This window comes from Streptomyces hokutonensis (assembly GCF_042751305.1).
GTDB lineage: Bacteria > Actinomycetota > Actinomycetes > Streptomycetales > Streptomycetaceae > Streptomyces > Streptomyces hokutonensis_A.
The window spans coordinates 82,227-101,823 of the sequence record NZ_JBHYWD010000030.1 but is presented as its reverse complement, the minus strand read 5'-3'; the positions used below and the strand labels follow the sequence as shown (position 1 = coordinate 101,823).

Genomic DNA, 19,597 nt, shown 5'->3' with positions numbered 1-19,597 from the left:
TAGGAAGCGGCCGGTTAACGCCCGGCACGCCGACGGTTAGACGACGGCAAAAGCGCGTGGCGCATCACCTTTGGCCGGGCCACCGGCCCGCAGGATGAGGGCATGAGACAGCGTGTCGTCCGCGTCGCCCTCACCGCCGCCCTGGTCGCCGTGGTCCTCCTCGCCGTCCCGCTGGCCCTGGTCATCAGGTCCTCCCTGTACGCCGACCAGCGCGACACCCTGGAGCGGGCGGCCCTGTCGGGTGCCGTGCGGGTCAGCCCGGACTACACGACCGGCGATCCGGTCGAACTGCCCGCACCGCCTGCCGGAGGGCACCTCGGCCTGTACGACACCCACCTGCGCCTGCGGGCGGGCAGCGGCCCCCTGACAGGTGACGCGGCGGTGCGGCGGGCCTTCGGCGCGAGGGTGGTGCGCGGTCACTCGGGCGGCGACCTCACCGTCACCGTGCCGGTGTCGCACGCCGAGCAGGTCATCGGCGTCGTACGCGCCTCCTCGCCCACTGCCGCCGTACGCGCCCGGGTCCTCGCCGTGTGGGCTGTCCTGGCCGGTGCCTGCGCGCTCGCCCTGACGGCGGCCGTCCTGATCGCCCGCCGCCAGGCGCGGGTGCTGGCAGCCCCGTTGGAGGACCTCTCCCGTCACAGCAGGGCCGTCACCGCCGGCGACCTGAACGCACGAGCCGCACCCAGCACCATCGCCGAGATCGACCAAGTGGCCCGCACCCACAACGAGATGCTGCACAGCCTCACCGAACTCCTGCGCCACGAACGGGACTTCACCGCCAACGCCTCGCATCAGCTGCGCACCCCGTTGACCGGACTGCAACTCACCCTGGAAGCGGGCCTCGCCGAGCACGACGACGCCCGGCTGCGCCTCGCCCTGGAGGAGGCACTGGCCACCACCCGTCGTCTCCACGGCACGGTGGAGGAGGTGCTACGGCTCTCCCGTCCCCCTGGTCTGCCCGGCACCCCGGCCCAGTCCGTGCCGGTCGCACCGATGCTGGCGGAGATCGAGGACCACTGGCACGGGCTGTTCGCCCACGACGGCAGACGATTGCAGTGCATGACAGCCGACACACCGGACGACGCACGCGTGCCCGGTGCCCCGCTCGCCGAGATTCTCGGCATCCTGCTGGACAACGCGCGCGTGCACGGCCGAGGCACCGTCCACCTCACCGTGCGGGACCTCGGCGACGCCCTCGCCTTCGACGTCGCCGACGAGGGCGCCATCGAGACGACCCGGCCCTTCGAGCGCGGACACACCGGTGACGGAGAGGGAGCGGGCATCGGCCTCGCCCTGGCCCGGGACCTCACCGTCGCCCTCGGCGGCAGAATCTCCCTGACCGGCCGGCGCCCCACCACCTTCACCGTGCTGGTGCCGGTGCGTCAGGACGGGACCGGAGGCAGGGCAGGGGGCGGAGACGGCTGAGTACGCCGGGCCGCCCCCTCCGGAGCGGGCGGGCGCTCCCTCACAGGGCCCGATGGGAGACGGTGAGCAGGTAGGTGCCGTAGAAGAGGGAGACGCCGGCCAGGGCCGTGAGCAGGACGACGATGGTACGCATGCGGCTGCGCGCCAGATGCAGGGCGAGCGGGAGCAGCAGGGGGAAGGCCGGCAGCAGGAACCTCGGCTTGCTCGTGAAGAAGTGGGCGCCACCGACGGCCATCACGATGAGGACGGCTGAGTACGCGAGCAGGGGAAGGGGCTGCCCGTTCAGTGCGCAGAAGAGGAACAGCAGCAGGGAACCGAGGATGATCGCGGCGGTCGCGTAGACGACGAGGGTGTCGTGCCCCACGATCAGATGCCTGAACATGTGGGCCGTGTAGTGGCCGAAGTCGAATCGGGAGCCCCAGAGGCTCTGCACGTGGAAGTAGCCGGCGGGGTTGTGGGTCGTGAGTCCCACCCAGCCGATGTAGCCCAGCCATCCGAGAGGAGCCGTGACGGCAGCCGCCCAGGCGCGCGGAGCGGTGGGCTGCCCGGTGCGGCGCAGCTGCCAGAGATGAGCGACGGCGCCGGTCACGACGGCGACCGCCACGGCGAGGCCGTTGGGACGGCACAGCGCGGCCAGCACAGCCAGCGTCCCCGCGGTCAGCCAGCGCCGGGTCAGCACGGCGTAGAGCGACCAGGCGGCGAAGGCGGTCATCAGGGGTTCCGTGTACGCCATCGTCAGGATGATCGCGTGCGGCAGCAGCGCCCACAGCGCCACGAGGATGATCCCGACGCGTCGTCCGTGCAGCAGCTCACCGATCGCGTACACGCCCCAGGCCGCCAGCAGGGCGGCACTCCACGCGATGAGCAGCGCGGCGTTGACCGGGCCGATCGGCAGCACCGTGCTCACGGCACGGATCAGACCCGGGAAGAGGGGGAAGAACGCGAGGTCGTTGTAGACGTTGTGGCCCCCCTTGCCGTGGACGATCAGGCCGTAGCCGTACTGGGAGATGTGCCAGTACCAGCGGCCGTCCCATTCCAGGCCGAACACGGTGCGCGGGTGCCTGCCCAGGTGCAGCGACCAGAAGGTCGCCATGACCACCCCGGTCAGCCGTACGGCGGCGAACGACATCAGTGCCGGCAAGGCTTTCCCCAGCGCGAAACGCCACCCTCGCCGCTGAGACCGTGGATCGTGAATCGGCGCGAACCTGCGCGTGAACGCGTCGATCGTCTTCACGGGATTGTCACCGATTTCGACCTCCTTCTCCGTCCTGTAGGAGGGAGGAATGGGCGACCGGGTTCCAATGTCGTGAAATCTCTTACTTCACGAGAATCGGTCATATTTATAGTTAATTTCGCCCTTGCTTTCGAAGACGGTGATGCCACTCCGACCACACAGGTCAGGCGCCCGGGCGCGACATCGCCACCTCGCGAGGGTGGCCGGGTTACGGTGCTGTGAAAGGTCGCATCGAGACACGTCGGAACGGGCTTTGAATCCCAACGAGCTGGGCGGTTCGGTCGCGGCTGGACAATGATCCGACGGCCAGTGACCCGCGTACGTACCTGGGGTCCGGCCGACGACCTCGGAGCACGACAGTGCGAAACCCGAACGTCTGGAGGTCTGCGCGCCCGGTGAAATCCGTGGATGAACTAGACACGAAGCGCACGGATCTTTCCGCGCTGCTTCGGGAGGCCGCCAGGTTCGGTGCCGTCGGCGGGCTGGGCATCGGGGTGAATCTGGCCGTGTTCAACCTCAGCCGAGCAGTGACCTCTCTGCCCGTGGTGCGATGCAGCGTCATTGCGACCTGCGTGGCAATAGTCTTCAATTACCTGGGTTTCCGGTACTTCACCTATCGGCACCGTGACCCGCAGGGGCGCACCGCGGAGTTCGCTCTCTTCTGTTTTTTCAGTGTCGTCGGCCTGGTGATCGAGAACGGGGTGCTGTACGTCGCCACGTACGACTTCGGCTGGGACTCGGCCCAGCAGAGCAACCTCTTCAAGGTCATGGGGATCGTGTGCGGGACCCTTTTCCGCTTCTGGTCCTACCGCACCTGGGTGTTCCGGGTACGGCGCTGAGGACGGCTCCGTGCGCCGAACGGGTGTCACGCGCTGACACTCGGCGTACTTCGCGGCCCTGCCGTCACCGGCATCTGTGCGACGGCGTACACAACGAGCATGCGCACCGCGCCATGGCGACCAGCAGCAACAGGGGCCAGTGGGCGTGTCGCCCTGTGTGGCGCGGGGCGTGGTGGAGCGGTCATGGGGTGGGGGCGATGTAGGCATACACGGCACCGTCCAGCCGGACGAGCCTCCAGCCGCGGGCGTAGGACGGCGGGCGGGTCGTGCCGGTGGTGAGGACGGCGACCGGCATCCGCTGGGCCGCCCGGGCGATGGTCGCGGCGTTGATGTTGGCGTTGGGGCCGTTGGTACTGGCGGAGCCGCACCCCGCGTTGAAGGCGATCGGGATGGCCGACGACCCGGTGAGCAGACACGGCGGGCGAACGCCCTCCCGGCCCAGCGCGGCGGCCGTGCGCTCCCAGCTCTCGTGGGCGGCGTTGGTGCGCTGGACGGTGTGTGCCAGCACCGCGTACTGCACCGCCAGATGCCCGGCCAGACCCACCGCCACCAGCGTCACGGTGACCGGTCGCCAGGTCCTGCCCGGCGCGGTGACCAGCCAGGCGAGTGCGTCGGCGACCGGGATGGCCAGCAGAGCGTAGGTGGGCAGCAGGAAGCGGGGCGCGGCGTAGCCGATGAGGAACAGATACGGGATCGCCGCCGTCACCGCGCAGGCCAATGGCAGTGCGGTGGACGGCGTACGCCGGCGCCGCACGGCCACTGCCAGCCCGATGGCCGCCAGCACCGGCAGGGTGAACCACCAGGCCGTCACCACGGGGTTCGGCATCGCGCCGGTGCACGGGCGGCAGAGTGAACGCCCGCCCAGGCTGCGCAGTTGGTCACCGATGGCGATGTGCCAGCCCAGACCGCCCTGGATGTCGGATCCCTCGGACAGCCGCTGGCTCAGCCCGCCGAAGCGGACGTACGCCTCTATCACCCATTCGGCCGCCCCGGCCGCCAGGCCACTCGCCAGGGCGATGAGCAGCCGCGCGTGCCGCCACTGGCGAAGAACCACCAGGACGAAGAGCAGCGGCAAGGTCACCCACACCGCGTCCGTGGGCCGCATCCACGCCATCAGCAGGGCACTTGCCGCAAGCCCCCACACCGGTCCACGCCGGGTGCGGTCGGTCTGGGCCTGGAGGAAGCAGCCGACACCTGCCAGGGCGCCGACCGCCACCCAGTAGTTGGGCATGGCCTGGGGACCGTAGAAGAGGGTCACCCACAGGCTCGCGAACAGGGCACCGCCCAGGGCGAGCACCCGGACCGGGAACAGGCCGCGCCAGGCGCGCAGCGCCACGAACAGTCCGAGGCCCGCCAGCAGGGCCAGGTAGACCCGTAGGAGCGGAGTGGACGACGACCAGCCGGCGACCGGTGCCACCAGCAGCGAGATGCCACGGGCGCGCGGGGCGCTGAAGAACGACGCCGGGGCGTGGGAACTGACCTGGCTGACGTACACCGACTCGTCCCAGCCCAGCCCCATCCCCGGTCGTACGACGGTCAGTTGGGCCAGGACGAAGGCGGCCGCCACCGCCGCCAGCCACCACTGGCCCTTCCGGTCCCGGCCGGTGGCCGGTGCGGGTGCCGGCTCGTGGCCGTCGGTGGGGTGCAACCCCACGGTGTGCAAGGGCCTGGTCATCATCCGTCCCTCGTGCTCGACTGCATGCAGGGTGCTCGATACCCTACAGACTGTAGGGTCGAGGGCAGGGGTCGGGCTGAACGTGGTCAAATTAACGCGCATGCACCCGGAGCGCACCGCGGAGGTGGTCGAGGTCCGGCCGCGCCGGGGAGGGATCGTGCTGCGGCTGTCCCTGGTCGGAATCGGCGCTGGCCAGGCCACCCTCGTACTTCAGGCCCGCGATGGAGGCCAAGCCCAGATGGGGCTGCCCGCAGACAATTACGGTGGCCGGTTCCAGGTACGGATTCCGCTGGACGCCCTCGCCACCGCGTGCACCGCATGGGATTGGATCTGGGATCTCCACCTGAACGCGGGGACGGAGGGAGAGCCGCTGCAGGTGGGCAGGTATCCGGACGGCATCAGCGGCGAGAAAGACGTCTTCCGCTGCCCGGCGCAGCATGCGGCCGGGGTGCGGGTACAGCCGCACTGCACGGTCTCGGACAACGTGTCGATCGCCTGCGCGCGGGAGGAGAAGCGGTGAGATCAGCCGCCATGTCGGCTCCAGCGCCCCCGACTTCGCCCGGCGCGACGCCCCTTCGGCGAACGGGACTCGACGAGACAGCCTTGTCCACGCGCCCGCAGAACCAGGAGAGGCGACAACGCGGCGTGGGCCGGAGAGCGAGTTCTCGGCGCGCTGCGGGCCGTCGGCAATGCCCTGGCACTGGTCGAAATCCACGAGGCCGGCGGCGGTGTCCCTGTCGACATGGTGCAGGCCGTCCTCCGGCGGCATCGCGAGCGGGGCCCGGTCCAGCCCGTCGACGACGACCTCGGCGCTGGGAACCCGTACGACGCGACGCTGTGCGAATAGCCCAGGTCATGCATCAGATCCGCGTACCCTCCTCTGCCGACCCGGCCTGTCTTCCGTCCTCGTCCACGCCGGTGACCCCGGCCTCCCTCCGAGGTGAACCCCCACGGTGCCCGCACACCTCTCGCCCTCGAACCTTCGACACCACACGCCCGCGGACCGCGTTCCCTCCCCGGCCGGGCCACCGCGCCCACGCACACGGCTGCGCAGGGGCGCGGCGTCCGCCACGGTCTGGTACCTGCGGCTGATGGCCGTGCTCAACCTGGGCGCGGTGGTCTCGCTGTCGTTCCGCGACGAGGTCCAGGAGCACAACGTCGGTGAGTACTTCACCCCGTATCTGGCCACCGCCGGGCTCGTCTCGGCGGCGCTGGCGCTCTTCCTCGCCATGGTCATGCGGCGCCGCAAACGGGCCGCGTGGATCTTCAACCTGCTGCTGGCCGGCGGACTGTTCGCGCTCTACACGCTGGCCATGACCCAGGAGGCGTACCGCGAGCACGTCACCAACTGGGGCTCCCTGCTGCTCACCGGCCTGTTCGTGGCCGCGCTGCTCCTGGGGCGCGGGGAGTTCAAGGCCGTCGGGGACCGTTCGAACCCGAAGCTGGCCCTCGCCGTGGGAGCGGGCGGTCTCCTTGTCAGCGGCACGATCGGCACGCTGCTGGTCGCCGCCACCAACAAGCTGCCCGGCGCCACGCCGGCCGACGAGATCGCCTACACCCTGCTGCGCGGCATCAGCGTCGGCCCGCTCGCCGACCGCATCGACGCCGTGCACGCTCCGCGCTGGGTCGACGTCCTCATCAACATCCTGATCGCGGCGACCTTCCTGCTCGTCCTGTACGCCTGCTTCCGTGCCCCGCGCGGTCGCGCCCTGCTCGGCGAGGACGACGAACAGCGGCTGCGCGCCCTGCTGGCCCGGCACGGTGAGCGGGACTCGCTCGGCTACTTCGCGCTGCGCCGCGACAAGGCCGTCATCTTCTCCGCCAGCGGCAAGTCGGCTGTCACCTACCGGGTGGTCGGCGGCGTCAGCCTGGCCTCCGGCGATCCCATCGGCGATCCCGAGGCATGGCCCGGCGCCATCGGCGCGTGGCTGGAAGAGGCCCGCCTGCACGCCTGGACCCCGGCGGTCATGGGCGCGAGCGAGGAGGCCGGCACCATCTACGCCCGGCATGGGCTGGACGCCCTGGAACTGGGCGACGAGGCCATCGTGGAGATCGCCGACTTCACCCTCGAAGGACGTGCGATGCGAGGGGTGCGGCAGGCGCACAAACGGGTGCACCGGGCGGGATACACGGTGCGCGTCCGACGCCACGAGGACATCACGGACGACGAGATGGCGCTGCTGATCGACAAGGCCGACCACTGGCGCGACGGGCCGACCGAACGCGGCTTCTCCATGGCACTGGGACGGCTCGGCGACCCGGGCGACGGCCGCTGCGTGATGCTGGAATGCCGCGACGCCGACGGTGAACCGCGCGCCCTGCTCAGCTTCGTCCCCTGGGGCGAGCACGGCCTCTCCCTGGACCTGATGCGCCGGGACCGCGCCTGCGAGAACGGCCTGATGGAGTTCATGGTCGTTGAACTGCTGTCGCGAGCAGAGGAGTTGGGCGTACGACGAGTGTCGCTGAACTTCGCCATGTTCCGCGCGGTCTTCGAACGCGGCGCCCGCCTCGGCGCGGGCCCGGTACTGCGGCTGTGGCGCTCGATGCTCACCTTCTTCTCCCGCTGGTGGCAGATCGAGTCGCTCTACCGCGCCAACGCCAAGTACCGGCCCGTGTGGGAACCCCGCTTCCTGCTGTTCGCCAAGAGCGGTGACATCCCCCGCATCGGCCTGGCCAGCGCCCGCGCCGAGGGCTTCCTCACCCCGCCACCCCTGCCCGCCCTTCGGCGCCGCGGGCGTTCCTCGGCCTCCGAGACGGAACCGGCCCCCGCGCCCTACGGCCCGTAGGGCGGCTCGGCAGTGGGTGCGTCCGACGAGCCCGGCTCCGGGCCTGTCGAGCGTGACGCTAGGACACCGCGGGGGACACGGGCCGCAGTCTGGCGACGACCCGGTTGGCGGCCGTCTTCTGCAACAGCCCGTAGGCGAGCACCGGCAGCAGCAGGTGGGGCTTGTCGGGTAGCGAGGTCGTGATCAGTACCGCGCTCGCGCTGCTGTTGTTCATGCCGCAGGCCAGGGTCAGCGACGAGGCCACCGGGGCGTCCAGTCGAAGGACGCGCGCGGCCAGCCGGCCCAGCACGAACGACAGGACGCACACCAGGGCGGCCACGGCGAGGGCTGCGGTGAACAGCAGCGGGCGCGGTTGGGCGAGGAAGGTGCCGAGGGCGCCGCTGGCGTTGACGTAGGTCAGGACCAGCGAGCCGGCCAGGGCCGCGGGCACCACGGCCCGCAGGAGACGTTCGTGCCATGAGGGCGGAAGCAGGAGTGCGCACAGGAGACCCGCGGCGCAGGGCAGGACAACGGTGGCGAGGGTGAATCCGCTCTGGGCGGAGCCGCTCGTACTGGTGAGCGTCCGTGCGTAGCCGCCGCTGAGCAGCGGTGCCAGAGCCGCCAGCAGGAACGGTGTGGTGAGGGGGCTGAGGAGGGTGGAGGCGAGGACGAGTCCGACCATGGTCGGCTGGTCGCCCTCGCCCTTGGCGGTCCACACGGTGGCGCCGGCGGCCACGGGCATGGCCACGATCAGGATCATCGCGGTGAGCAGTCCGCTGCCGCCGTCGGAGTCGGGGGTGCCGCGCAGCAGTAGGGCGACGAACGGCACGACGAGCAGCGGGATCGCCAGGTGCAGTGCGAGTCCGGCCAGCATGGCCTTGGGGCGCCGCAGCACACGGCCGAGCGCGCGCACCGGTACCTGGAGTCCGGCCGAGAGGAGCACCAGGGACAGCAGGAGCGAGGCTGTGTGCAGGGCCAGATGGGCCGGTCCGCCCAGCCGCAGGGGGTGCGGGCGGCGCAACCAAAGGCCCGCCCCCGGCAGGAGCAGAGCGGCGGTATAGGAGACGAGGACGGCGCGGCCGAGCCGACGGCGCAGCCAGTTTGTCGCACGGTCAACAGGCGAGGGGGAAACAGCGGGAGGGTTCACGGCGTCCTTCTTCTGTCACGAGGGCAGGGGCGGGGCGGGACGCCGGTATGTGCGGGTGGGACGGGTGGATGTACATGAGGGCATCCTTCTCGGACGGTACGGGTGGGGCTGGTGATCAGCACGCGCAGTCAGGATGCGTTCAGGTGATCGCTGGCAGGGTCACGCCTTATGACCTACGAACTGTCCGGTGAGACCGCGGCCGACCTGCTCAACGAGAAGGCCGGGCTCGACCTGACCGGCGTGTCCGTGCTGATGAGTGCGCTGCTCAGGGTCGTCCTGGTGGTGCACTTCCGCACCGCCGCCTACCGCGCGGGCGTGTACTGGCCGTCGCCCTGATCAGCGTGGTCGGCACGCTGATCAGCGACAACCCGACCGACAACATGGGTGTGCCGCTGGAGACGGCCACCGCGGTGTTCGGGATCGTCCTCGCCGTCGTGTTCGTCGTCTGGTACCGGAGGGAGCGGACCCTGTCCATCCACAGCATCGACACCACCAGCCGTGAGTCCTTCTACTGGCTGGCCGTCCTGTTCGCCCTGGCCATCGCCGCCGTCGGCATCGCCCACTTCGCCCTCGGACTGGACGCCGTGTGGAGCTTCTGGATCGCCTGCATCCTCACCCGTCCGCTGGGCGCCTCGATCGGTGACTACCTCTCCCAGCCGACCGGTGACGGCGGGCTGGGGCTCGGCACGGTCGTCACGAGCGTCCCCTTCCTGGCGGTCATCCTCGGCCTGGTGGTGTTCCTGACGGTGACCCGCAAGGACGTCATCGACCGCGGGCCCGTCGCGGGACAGGTGGCCTGAACAGCACGGGAGGCGTTCAGGAAGCGTCAAGGAATTGATCGACAGAGTCGGACCCGGCGGCCGTCCCCCACGGCCGGACCACGCGTTACAGGGCGCCAGTTTCCTTCACGGGAACGGGCGCGCTCCCACACCCCCCCCACGTACAGAACAGGAGTGTCCGGCACTTGGAGATTCCGGAAGCCCTCACCGACACCGACGTCACCGGTACGCGCCAACGGGCCGTGGCCACCGTCAAGTCGGTGACGAAGAAGCTGCCCGAGGTCACCCTCGCCTTCTGGATCATGAAGATCGCGGCGACGACCCTGGGCGAGACGGCCGGCGACCTCTTCGCCCAGACCCTGAAGCTCGGCTACTTCCTCACCACGACCGTGCTGTTCGCGATCTTCGTGGCCACCCTCGTCGTGCAGCTTCGCTCAAGACGCTACAACCCGTTCTTCTACTGGACGGTCATCCTGTCGACCAGCACCGCCGGCACCACGATGTCCGACTTCATGAACCGCGACGCCAGCACCAAGTACCTTGCGAAGGGGGCGACTTCACTGGGCTGGGGCCCGCAGGGACTCGGTCTCGGCTACCCGACCGGCGCGGCGATCCTGATCTCGATCCTGGTCGTCATCTTCGCGGTGTGGAAACTGACCGGGATGACGTTCGTCATCCGGGACATCGTCAGTTTCCGCGGAGAGGCGCTGTTCTGGTCGGCGATCCTGGTCTCCAACACCCTCGGCACCTCCATGGGCGACTTCCTGTCCGACAGCTCGGGCCTCGGCTACGCCGGCGGGGCCGTGCTCGTGACCGGTGTGCTGCTGGTGCTCGTCGCCCTGATGAGGGCGCCGGCGGTGCCGAACGTGTTGCTGTTCTGGATCGCGTTCGTGCTGACCCGTCCCCTCGGCGCCACCGCCGGAGACTTCCTCACCAAGCCGACCGCCAAGGGCGGCCTCGACCTCGGTACGGCGGGCTCGTCGGCCGTACTCCTGACGGTCCTGATCGGCCTGATGGGGTATGCCCACGTCCAGGAGCGCCGACGCCCCGCCCTGTCTCCGTCGTCGCCTCCGCGGCCTGGCGCGCGCGACTGAAGCACTTGGCCGACAGCGTGACCGGCTCGGGTGCGCTCGGCCGTCACGCGGCAGGGCGTCCCCCGGTCGCAGGGCACGGCCGGTCCGGGTGACGTGAGGGGTGCGAAGGGTGTCCTGCCGGGCGGGTGGGCCGTGCGTTTCGTGCCCGGGGGCAGTGACCGTGTCCTGCGGGCCGACCGTGCGCATGGCCACCGCCCACGGCGGAGGTCCGTGGATCGCCGTTCTCCGGGCCTGGGCCGGGTTCCCCGTTCGGCTGCCCGGCACCGGCTCAGGGCTGCCCGGTGACCTCGATGCGTGCGGTGCTGATCGTCATGGGCGTCCCGGTCACGGCGATGAGGGACATTTGCCGATGCGCGCCGGGCAGTGCGCGGTGGCCGCCGGCGGGTCGTACGACGTACACGGCCGTGCTGTGCGGGGCGACGGTGGCGGGGCCGGAGGTGATGGTCCACCAGTTGGAGGCGCCCTGGCCGACGCGGCTGGCGAAGTGCGGGGTGAGGGTGGTCCCGGTGGTGTTCGCCGCCCGCACGGTGACGGAGGTGACGGCGGGGTGGGACCGGCCGGTGAGGTGCGCCGTGAGCGTCATGTGCAGGGGTGGCGCGCTTGCGGCGGCGATGCAGGCGCACAGCAGTGCCGGGGTCACCAGCGCCACTGCCACGGTGGCCTTTGCGGGGCGGCCGGTGAGGCGGGGGATGCGGGGCTGCCAGGCACAGGCCAGGGCCGAGGCAGGAACCGTCGCGGCGGCGGCCAGCCACAGCGGGGTCATCATCAGGAAGTAGCCGTCCTGGGAGCGGGTGGCGAGGTAGAAGGACAGCCAGGGCAGCACGGTCAGCGCCGCTCCCAGGCGCCGGACGAACAGCAGGGTCGCGGCGAGCAGACCGACAAGGAGCAGCTCGCTGGCGTAGGAGTAGTAGTCGAGGCGGCTGCTGCCGTCGGTGAAGTAGTAGGAGATGCCCATCAGGCCCTGCCCGTGCAGGATCGCCTTCTGGGTGAGGGGCAGCAGCAGCCCGTGCAGCCAGGCGGAGAAGCCCTGCGCGGCGAAGTAGGCGTTGACGGCGGCCCACGTCAGCACGGCAACTCCGGCGAAACGGGCCAGCACGGCCGCCGCGGGACGGGCCCCGAGTTCGCCGCGCCGTACCGCGTACAGGCCGATCAGCAGGAACGGGGCGAAGAACCAGGCCAGTTGCTGGGCGGCACAGGCGGCGCCCAGGCACACGGCCCGCAGCACACCGCTCGCTCCCAGACGTCCGCCCGCTCCGGTGGTCGGCCAGTGGACCGCCACCGGGATCAGCAGGGCCAGGGCGACGATCGCCGGGTAGCCGGAGCGGGCGTAGCCGGGGAGGATGCCGAAGCCGAGGCACACGGCGGTGGCCGCCGACCGCCAGGGAGCGGGCAGCAGCAGCCACAGCGTGACCGTTCCGGCGATCAGCGCCCCCGTGGTGACCAGGGTGGCCGCTGCCGAGGTGTGCAGGAGGGCGTGGACCGGTGCGGCGAGCAGGGCGGTCAGTGGTGGATAGCCGTATGTGTAGTCCGCCGAGCCGGACATCGTCTTGGTCAGGCCGGAGTTGGACGTGCCGAACAGCCAGGGCCAGGGCTGTCCGTAGACGGGGCGGCCGTGCGCGATCTGGTCCGCGGCCTGTGCGGTCAGTACGCCCTCGTCGGTGCCGGTGTGGTTCAGCCAGTAACCGCAGACCACCAGGGCCACCGCGAGAACGAGAACTGCGGCGTCCACCCGGATCAGGGCGCGCCGGCCTCGTACGGCGAGTGCGAGTACCCCGCACCCGAGGATCCCGGCGTAGCAGACGGAGATGACCGCGGCGACGGGCGGATGGGTGAGCATCGCCTGGGTCCAGGCCGAGCGGGTGCCGATGAACAGGCTGATCGTGCCGATCAGCGTCATGCCCCGGTGCCACTGCTGAGGGCTGTCCGCGTCGTCGGAAGCCCGCGGCCGGCCTGCGGCGGGCGGACGGGTGTAACTCCGCCGAACTCCCGCCTCGCCGGTATGGCCGGTATGGCCGGTATGGGCGGTCGTATCCACCTTCTCCATACTCGGCTACTACATCATGTAGAGGTGAAATGGGCATCCTGGGTTCGCCCGGATGGGGTGAGAGCGTCATAAGAATGTGGTCGGGCGTTCAGGAGCGGCGGGCTCCCGCGGTGATGTTCGGGAGCACCGGCCCGCGGACGTTCTCTCTGGGGCGCTCGTGTCGGCACCGCCGCTCTGCTCCCCTGCCCGGGTGCCTCCGCCGACCCTCCCCGCTTCAGCCGCAGCCCCGTGGATCCGTTGGACGCCTCTCTTCCTTGGGGAAACCCATGCCTGCTTGGCGAAGACCCGACCGCTCATTCCGGATGTGTTCACAGATACGCCGGTTCCGGTACACAAGGCACGACTCTGATGAGCCCGGCACCCGCAACCCGCCCCGAACACCCGGGAGAAACCAGATGTCCAGACGCCACGTCAGGCCCGCAGCCCTCCTCGCCGCGACCGGAGTTCTCACCGGGGTGACCGCCGCCCAGCCCGCCGCGTTCGCCGCCACCCACCACCCGGCCGCCACCCGACACGTCCTGCTGGTCTCCGTCGACGGACTGCACCAGTCGGACCTGGCCTGGTACATCGCCAGGCACCCGAACTCCGCGCTCGCCCAACTGGTCGGCGGCGGTGTGGAGTACACCCACGCCAGCACCACCACGCCGTCGGACTCCTTCCCCGGCATGGTCGCCCAGGCGACCGGCGGCAGCCCCGGCACCACGGGCGTCTACTACGACGACACCTACAACGCCGCGCTCCTCCCGGCGGGCACCACCGGCTGCAAAGGCGTCAAGCCCGGAGTCGAGGTGGACCTCACCGAGGACCTGGACAAGAACCAGGCCTCCATCGACGCCGGTCAGGGCCTCGCGGGCCTGCCGGACAGCATCCTGTCGATGACCGGCCGCCCGCAGAGCCTGATCAACCCGTCGAAGCTGCCCGTCGACCCGAAGACCTGCAAGCCGGTCTACCCGCACTCCTACCTCAAGGTGAACACCATCTTCGAGGTGGCCCGCCAGGCCGGTCTGCGCACCGCCTGGTCGGACAAGCACGCCGCCTACGAGATCCTCAACGGCCCCTCGGGCACCGGCGTCCAGGACCTGTTCACCCCGGAGATCAACAGCGACGCCCTCGGCTACGCCACCGGTGACGACTGGACCAAGGACAACAAGGCCACCGAGCAGTACGACGGCTACAAGGTGAAGGCCGTCCTCAACGAGATCGACGGCTACGACCACAGCCGCACCCACAAGGTCGGCACCCCGGCGATCTTCGGCCTCAACTTCCAGTCGGTCTCCACCGCGCAGAAGCTGCCCGCCTCCGACGGTCTCACCGGCGGCTACACCGCCAAGAACGTCCCGGGCCCGCTGCTGGTGAAGAACCTCGACTTCGTCAACACGGAGATCGGCGCCCTGACCGCCGAGATCCGCAAGCGGCACCTCGCCGGCAGCACCACGGTCATCCTCTCCGCCAAGCACGGCCAGTCGCCCACCGACCCCGCCGCGCTCACCCGCGTCGACGACGGCCCGCTGCTGGACGGCCTCAACGCCGCCTGGAAGAAGCTCCACCCCGGCGCCGCCGACCTGGTGACGCACGCGGTGGACGACGACGCCATGCTGCTCTGGCTCTCCGACCGCTCCCCGGCCGCCACCGCCTTCGCCAAGAAGTACCTGCTCGCACAGAGCGGCACCGGCACCGACATCAACGCCAAGCCCAAGGCCTACACCCACAGCGGGCTCAGCAAGGTCTACGCCGGCAGGGCCGCCGCCGACTACTTCCACGTGAAGCCCGGCGACGCCCGGGTCCCGGACCTCTTCGGAGTCGCGCAGTACGGCGTCGTCTACACCGGCGGCACCAAGAAGATCGCCGAGCACGGCGGCGGCCACTCCGACGACCTCGCCGTCCCCCTCGTCGTCTCCGGCGCCTCCGTCCCGGCCGGCGTGCGCGACTCCGCGCACGTGCAGACCAAGCAGATCGCCCCGACGATCCTGAACCTCCTCGGGCTCGACCCCCGCTCCCTGCAGGCCGTACGCGAGGAACACACCACCGTGCTGCCGGTCCGCCGGTCGGCGAAGTGACTCTCGCCCGCCGCAGCCACGAGGTACGACAGTCAGGCCGGGCTGCGGCGGGCGACGGCGAGGAACTCGGCTTTGAAGGGTTCCAGACGATCAGCCAGGCGCCCGTCGTCCCGCTCCTGCCAGACCGCCTGGTTGAGGGCGCGGGCATACGTTCGTGGGGGCGTGCAGGCCGGGGGCACACAGCAGCTCTACCCCCTTCTCGGCTATCCGCAGACCGTCCATCGCCGGCCTGGCCGCCACGTACCACTCGTCGCCGACCTCCCACCGTGACGGCCGTGCATGTGCCGCAGCCCGTCTTTGTTCCTCGGCCCGCTCGGCCGTCCGCTGGGTGGTGCGTTGGGTCAGGTACGCCAACGCACCACCCAGGGACGCAAGTCGCAGCTGCGCAGGGCTAGTCGGAGCCGCCGCCGCAAGTCCGGGCCTGGAAATCCTGGCCACAGGCCGGAGTGGCAGGATCTTGCCGGCAGTTCACCATGAGGAGGCAACGTGGACGACCGCTCGAAGCATGACCACTCCGGCTGGGAGGCGGTCGTGCTCGCGGCCCGGGAGCGTGCCCGCTCGCGGCAGGTACTCATGGTCGAGCGTTTCGGCCTGTCGGGCGACGTGCGGTACGACTGGTCGATGGACGACGCGCAGATCACGTGGTCGCGCGACGGGAAGGTGTTCCTCGCCGGCCGACTCACAGTGATCGGAAGCGTCAGCGTTGCCCAGCAGACCTGGCTGTGGTCCTGGGCGAACGACTCACTCCCGCACGCCGCCCTGGGCGACATCGAGAGGGTTCGGCGGTTCGGCGAGGAGAACGATTACCCCGTCCTTCCCTGGCCAGGCTTCACCTCCCACCCGAACTCGTCGCTGAGGCTCGGACGGTCGCGGCATCCGTGCTCGACGCGGAGGGGCTGTGGGCGGAGTCGACGGACGAGGTGCAACTCCACTTCATGGTCCATGACCTGGTGCTCGCTTCCGAGCGACAGTGACGGTTGCACGGATACCCCGGCTGCCGGCGTCGGCCGCCGGACGTTGAACGGCAAGCTATGAGAAGGCCCGCCGGCGGGGCTCGGCCGAGTAGCAGGGTTCGGGATCGGCAGCCGGTATCAGTGAGATCTGATCTTGAAAGCCGCGCCGGACATGGTGTCCCTCCATCTACGAACCGTGGTAGCCGACCGGCCGACACCGGATCCCGGTGTGCAGCGCGAACAGGATGCCCTGCAGGCGACCACGATCGTCCAGTGGCGGCCGGGCGGGACGGTGCGGATGTCCAACTGGCGGGCGTCTGAAGGTACTTCAGTCATCCTGAGCGTTGGGGCGGCGTCGGTTTCACAGCCGACCGCCTCGTCGTGTCCGACGGTCCGTCAATAACTGATGCATCGTCAGCAATGTTTGGATCGGCAGCAGTTGGCATACCCGAGCCGCGATCGGTACCGGCGTAGTGGCATGCTGCGGTGGTGGGGCCCGCAGAGGCAGCCGGCGTTCGGGTCGGGCAGACCCGGGGCGCAGTCGGGGAGGCGATGGGATGGAGCGCTCTGCGGAGGGCGGCCTCCCGCGTGTGCTGCCCAGCCTCAGCGTTCCGCGTTTTGTCGGCCGGGCGGTCGAACTGCACCGGCTGACGGACGCCTTGGCCCGGCCGCCGGCCGTGGTTCTCGTCGAGGGCGAGGCCGGAATCGGCAAGAGCCGGCTCGTACAGGAGGCGCTGGACGAGCCCGGTGTCGCCGCCCGACGGCCGCTGGCCGCCATGTGCCCGCCGTTCCGGGAGGCCCTCACCCTGGGTCCGGTCGTCGATGCCGCCCGCGATGCCCGGCCCGATGTGGCCGAGTTGGTCCTCACCTCCCTCGCCGGGGTGCTGCGGCCGCTGTTCCCCGAGTGGGGGCAGGACCTGCCGCCGTCCCCCGAGGCGCTGTCGGACGCGGGCGCCGCCCGGCACCGGCTCTTTCGCGCACTGGCGGAACTGCTCGACGCGATGGGTGTCGGCGTGCTGGTTCTGGAGGACGTCCACTGGGCGGACGAAGCCACCCTGGACTTCCTGCTGTTCCTGGCCTCCCGCCGTTCCCGCCGGATGAGCATGGTGCTGACCTACCGTCCCGAGGACGTGGCGCCCGAGTCCGTGCTGATGCGGCTGACCGCCCGGCCGCCGGCCGGCACCGGGCACGTAAGGATCCGTCTCGGCGCGCTGGACGTGCCGCAGACCGCGGAGTTGATGTCGTCGATGCTCGACGGGGAACACGTCTCCGAGTCCTTCGCGTCGTTCCTCCAGGAACGGACCGACGGTGTACCGCTGGCCATCGAGGAGTCCGTCCGGCTGCTGCGCGACCGGGCCGATCTGGTCCGGCGCGACGGCGAGTGGGTACGCAGGACGTCGGCCGACATCGTTGTGCCGCCCACCATCCGGGACGCCGTCGCCGAGCGCGCCTCGCGTCTCACCCCGGTCGCACAGCGGGTGCTGCAGGCCGCCTCCGTGCTGGCCGAACCGGTCGGCCCGGCCGTCCTCGCGATGGTGAGCGGGCTCCCGAACAACGTTGTCGGCCGGGCCGTGGACGCCGCCGTACGCAGCGGACTGCTCGGCGAGGACCGGGCCGGCCGGGTCAGCTTCCGGCACGCGCTGGCGGCCCGCGCGGTCTACGACATGACGCCCGCGCCCGACCGCCGAGCCCTGCACCGAGGAGCGGGTCGTTCACTGCGGGCCCTGACGCCGGAGCCGGTGGCTCGGCTCGCCCACCATTACCGGGAGGCGGGGGACACCGGGCAGTGGCGTCAGTACGCCGAACGGGCCGCCGACCTCGCGCTGGCCTCCGGGGACCATCGCACCGCCGTCGGACTTCTGCACGAGTTGCTCACCGAGAGCGATCCGCCCGCCGCCTCGGTGGCCCGGTGGGCGCAGAAGATGCCGGTCCTGGCCTTCTCCGGGCTCGTCGGCCGCGGTGACCTGACCCGCGCGCTGCGCGGGGTGCTGGACACCGAGGCGCTCGCCCCGCACGACCGCGCGGCCGTCCGCACGCAGCTGGGGAGGATGCTGCTGCACGCGGGTGAGTACGCGGCCGGTGCGGCCGAACTGGAGAGGGCACTGCCGGATCTGGCCGGTGAGCCGTTCCAGGCCGCGTGGGCGATGAACACCCTCGGCAGCCCGCCGAGCACCCTGATGTCCGCCGCGGAGCACCGCGGTTGGCTGGACCGGGCGGCCGTCGCGGCCCGGCTGCCGATGACGGCGGACCAGCGGCTGGCTCTGGTGGTGGACCGGGCGACTTCCCTGCTGGACATGGGCGACGAGGCCGGCTGGTCCGTCGCCGCGGAACTGCCCGACTCCGCGGCGACCCCGGAAGGAATGATGCAACTGGCCCGCAGTGGGCTCAACATCGGCAACGGGGCCATGCGCTGGGGCCGCTACGACGAGGCCAGACAACTGCTGACGACAGCGCTGGCCAGGGCCGAACAACACCGGTACCAACGACTCCACGACATGATCCAGGTGACGCTGGTGCACCTGGACTGGTTCACCGGCGCCTGGGACGGACTTGCCGAGCGAGCCGCAGCCCTGGCGGCGGTGGACGCGGAACCCCTGCTCCAGCTGGACGCCCAGCTGATCATGGCTCTGCTGGAGGGGGCGGCCGGCGGCAGCGCGGCGGGTCCCGGCCCCGAGGCGATGACCGGAGACGGGGCGGGAACCGTCGAAGAGCGGCTGCGCCAGGTGCTCGACGCGGGGCTGCGGCGCGGCATCGTAGATCTGCCGTTGGAGCCGGCGGCCGCGCTGGCGCGGATCCGGCTCGCCGAGGGGTCGGCCGCGGAGGCGCTGGAGCTGACCGAAGGACCGGCCGACGTCGTGGCCCGCAAGAACATCTGGCTGTGGGCCGCCGAGTTCGCACCGGTACGGACCGGAGCGCTGCTCGCCGTCGAACGGTCGGACCAGGCAAGGAAGTTCGTCGCGGACCTCGCCGAAGGGCTCAGTGGCAAGAACCTGCCGGTAGCGGACGCGGCCCTGGAGACGTGCCGCGGAATCCTGGCAGAAGGTGAGGGCCGCGGCGTCGAAGCGGCGGCCGCGTTCGGCCGGGCCGTCGCCGCCTGGAAGCGCCTGCCCCGACCGTACGAGGCGCTGCTCGCGGCCGAACGCCGGGCAGGCTGCCTGCTGGCGGTGGGGGAGAGGGATACCGGACTGGCCGAACTCGCCCGCGCGCAGGCCGGATTCACGGCTCTGGGAGCCCGGACGGACGCCGACCGGGTGCACGTCGCGCTCCGTGCGGCCGGGGCGCCGGTACGACAGGTGTGGCGCGGCGGGCGGCGCGGCTACGGCGACCAACTCTCCCCGCGCGAACTGGAAGTGGTCCGGCTGCTGCTCACCGGTCTGACCAACCCGGCCATCGCACGCGCACTTTCCCGTTCCCCGAAGACCGTTGCCGCGCAACTGAACTCCGCCATGCGCAAATACGGAGTGACCTCGCGCACCGCACTGGCGGTGAGCGTGACGCAGGCCGGACTCACCCCGTCGGAAGGGCACGCCGCCGGCGCGGGCTCCGATCTTTAGGTCATCCGCCCCATCGCGAAGCCACGCGGCA

At 70.8% G+C, this 19,597-nt stretch carries 11 protein-coding genes and 2 pseudogenes; 9 read left to right on the top strand and 4 right to left on the bottom strand.

Features of this window, described 5'->3' with window-relative positions; genetic code table 11:
* Positions 1 to 102: 102 nt before the first annotated feature.
* Positions 103 to 1,425, top strand: a complete 1,323-nt coding sequence (locus ACFXC1_RS45580; protein ID WP_381254824.1) for a sensor histidine kinase — start codon at positions 103 to 105, stop codon at positions 1,423 to 1,425.
* A gap of 40 nt (positions 1,426 to 1,465) precedes the next feature.
* On the opposite strand, the gene ACFXC1_RS45575 is transcribed toward ACFXC1_RS45580, so the two are convergent.
* A complete protein-coding gene (locus ACFXC1_RS45575) occupies positions 1,466 to 2,566 on the bottom strand; it encodes a hypothetical protein (RefSeq protein ID WP_381254822.1) in 1,101 nt (366 codons plus the stop codon).
* Positions 2,567 to 3,063: 497 nt separating this feature from the next.
* Between ACFXC1_RS45575 and ACFXC1_RS45570 the strand changes: the two are divergent.
* Positions 3,064 to 3,486, top strand: a pseudogene (locus ACFXC1_RS45570) (GtrA family protein); the annotation flags it as partial.
* A gap of 193 nt (positions 3,487 to 3,679) precedes the next feature.
* Here ACFXC1_RS45570 and ACFXC1_RS45565 read toward each other — a convergent pair.
* A complete protein-coding gene (locus ACFXC1_RS45565; RefSeq protein ID WP_381254819.1) occupies positions 3,680 to 5,173 on the bottom strand; it encodes a hypothetical protein in 1,494 nt (497 codons plus the stop codon).
* Positions 5,174 to 5,273: 100 nt separating this feature from the next.
* Here ACFXC1_RS45565 and ACFXC1_RS45560 point away from each other — a divergent pair, with 100 nt between their 5' ends.
* Both ACFXC1_RS45560 and ACFXC1_RS45555 read left to right on the top strand, forming a co-directional pair.
* Complete coding sequence (locus ACFXC1_RS45560) at positions 5,274 to 5,693, top strand: hypothetical protein (protein ID WP_381254818.1); 420 nt, start codon at positions 5,274 to 5,276, stop codon at positions 5,691 to 5,693.
* Between the two features lie 526 nt (positions 5,694 to 6,219).
* The gene (locus ACFXC1_RS45555; RefSeq protein ID WP_381254861.1) at positions 6,220 to 7,959 is read left to right on the top strand and encodes a phosphatidylglycerol lysyltransferase domain-containing protein; all 1,740 of its coding nucleotides are present in this window, start codon (positions 6,220 to 6,222) and stop codon (positions 7,957 to 7,959) included.
* A gap of 58 nt (positions 7,960 to 8,017) precedes the next feature.
* On the opposite strand, the gene ACFXC1_RS45550 is transcribed toward ACFXC1_RS45555, so the two are convergent.
* A complete protein-coding gene (locus tag ACFXC1_RS45550) occupies positions 8,018 to 9,085 on the bottom strand; it encodes a bile acid:sodium symporter family protein (protein WP_381254815.1) in 1,068 nt (355 codons plus the stop codon).
* Positions 9,086 to 9,271: 186 nt separating this feature from the next.
* On the opposite strand from ACFXC1_RS45550, the pseudogene ACFXC1_RS45545 reads away from it, so the two are divergent.
* Positions 9,272 to 9,885: pseudogene (locus ACFXC1_RS45545) on the top strand (COG4705 family protein); the annotation flags it as partial.
* Between the two features lie 164 nt (positions 9,886 to 10,049).
* Positions 10,050 to 10,958 carry a COG4705 family protein gene (locus tag ACFXC1_RS45540; RefSeq protein WP_381254813.1) on the top strand — a complete coding sequence of 303 codons (909 nt, stop codon included), beginning with the start codon at positions 10,050 to 10,052 and terminating at the stop codon, positions 10,956 to 10,958.
* 268 nt (positions 10,959 to 11,226) lie between these two features.
* On the opposite strand, the gene ACFXC1_RS45535 is transcribed toward ACFXC1_RS45540, so the two are convergent.
* The gene (locus tag ACFXC1_RS45535) at positions 11,227 to 13,002 is read right to left on the bottom strand and encodes a hypothetical protein (RefSeq protein ID WP_381254810.1); all 1,776 of its coding nucleotides are present in this window, start codon (positions 13,000 to 13,002) and stop codon (positions 11,227 to 11,229) included.
* Between the two features lie 395 nt (positions 13,003 to 13,397).
* Here ACFXC1_RS45535 and ACFXC1_RS45530 point away from each other — a divergent pair, with 395 nt between their 5' ends.
* From ACFXC1_RS45530 to ACFXC1_RS45520, 3 genes are all read left to right on the top strand, one after another.
* Positions 13,398 to 15,059 (top strand): alkaline phosphatase family protein, encoded by a 1,662-nt coding sequence (locus ACFXC1_RS45530; protein ID WP_381254808.1) that lies wholly within the window; start codon positions 13,398 to 13,400, stop codon positions 15,057 to 15,059.
* Between the two features lie 486 nt (positions 15,060 to 15,545).
* Positions 15,546 to 16,094 carry a DUF6882 domain-containing protein gene (locus ACFXC1_RS45525; protein ID WP_381254806.1) on the top strand — a complete coding sequence of 183 codons (549 nt, stop codon included), beginning with the start codon at positions 15,546 to 15,548 and terminating at the stop codon, positions 16,092 to 16,094.
* A gap of 475 nt (positions 16,095 to 16,569) precedes the next feature.
* On the top strand, positions 16,570 to 19,566 hold the full coding sequence (locus ACFXC1_RS45520) for a helix-turn-helix transcriptional regulator (protein WP_381254804.1): 2,997 nt from the start codon (positions 16,570 to 16,572) through the stop codon (positions 19,564 to 19,566).
* Positions 19,567 to 19,597: the final 31 nt, after the last annotated feature.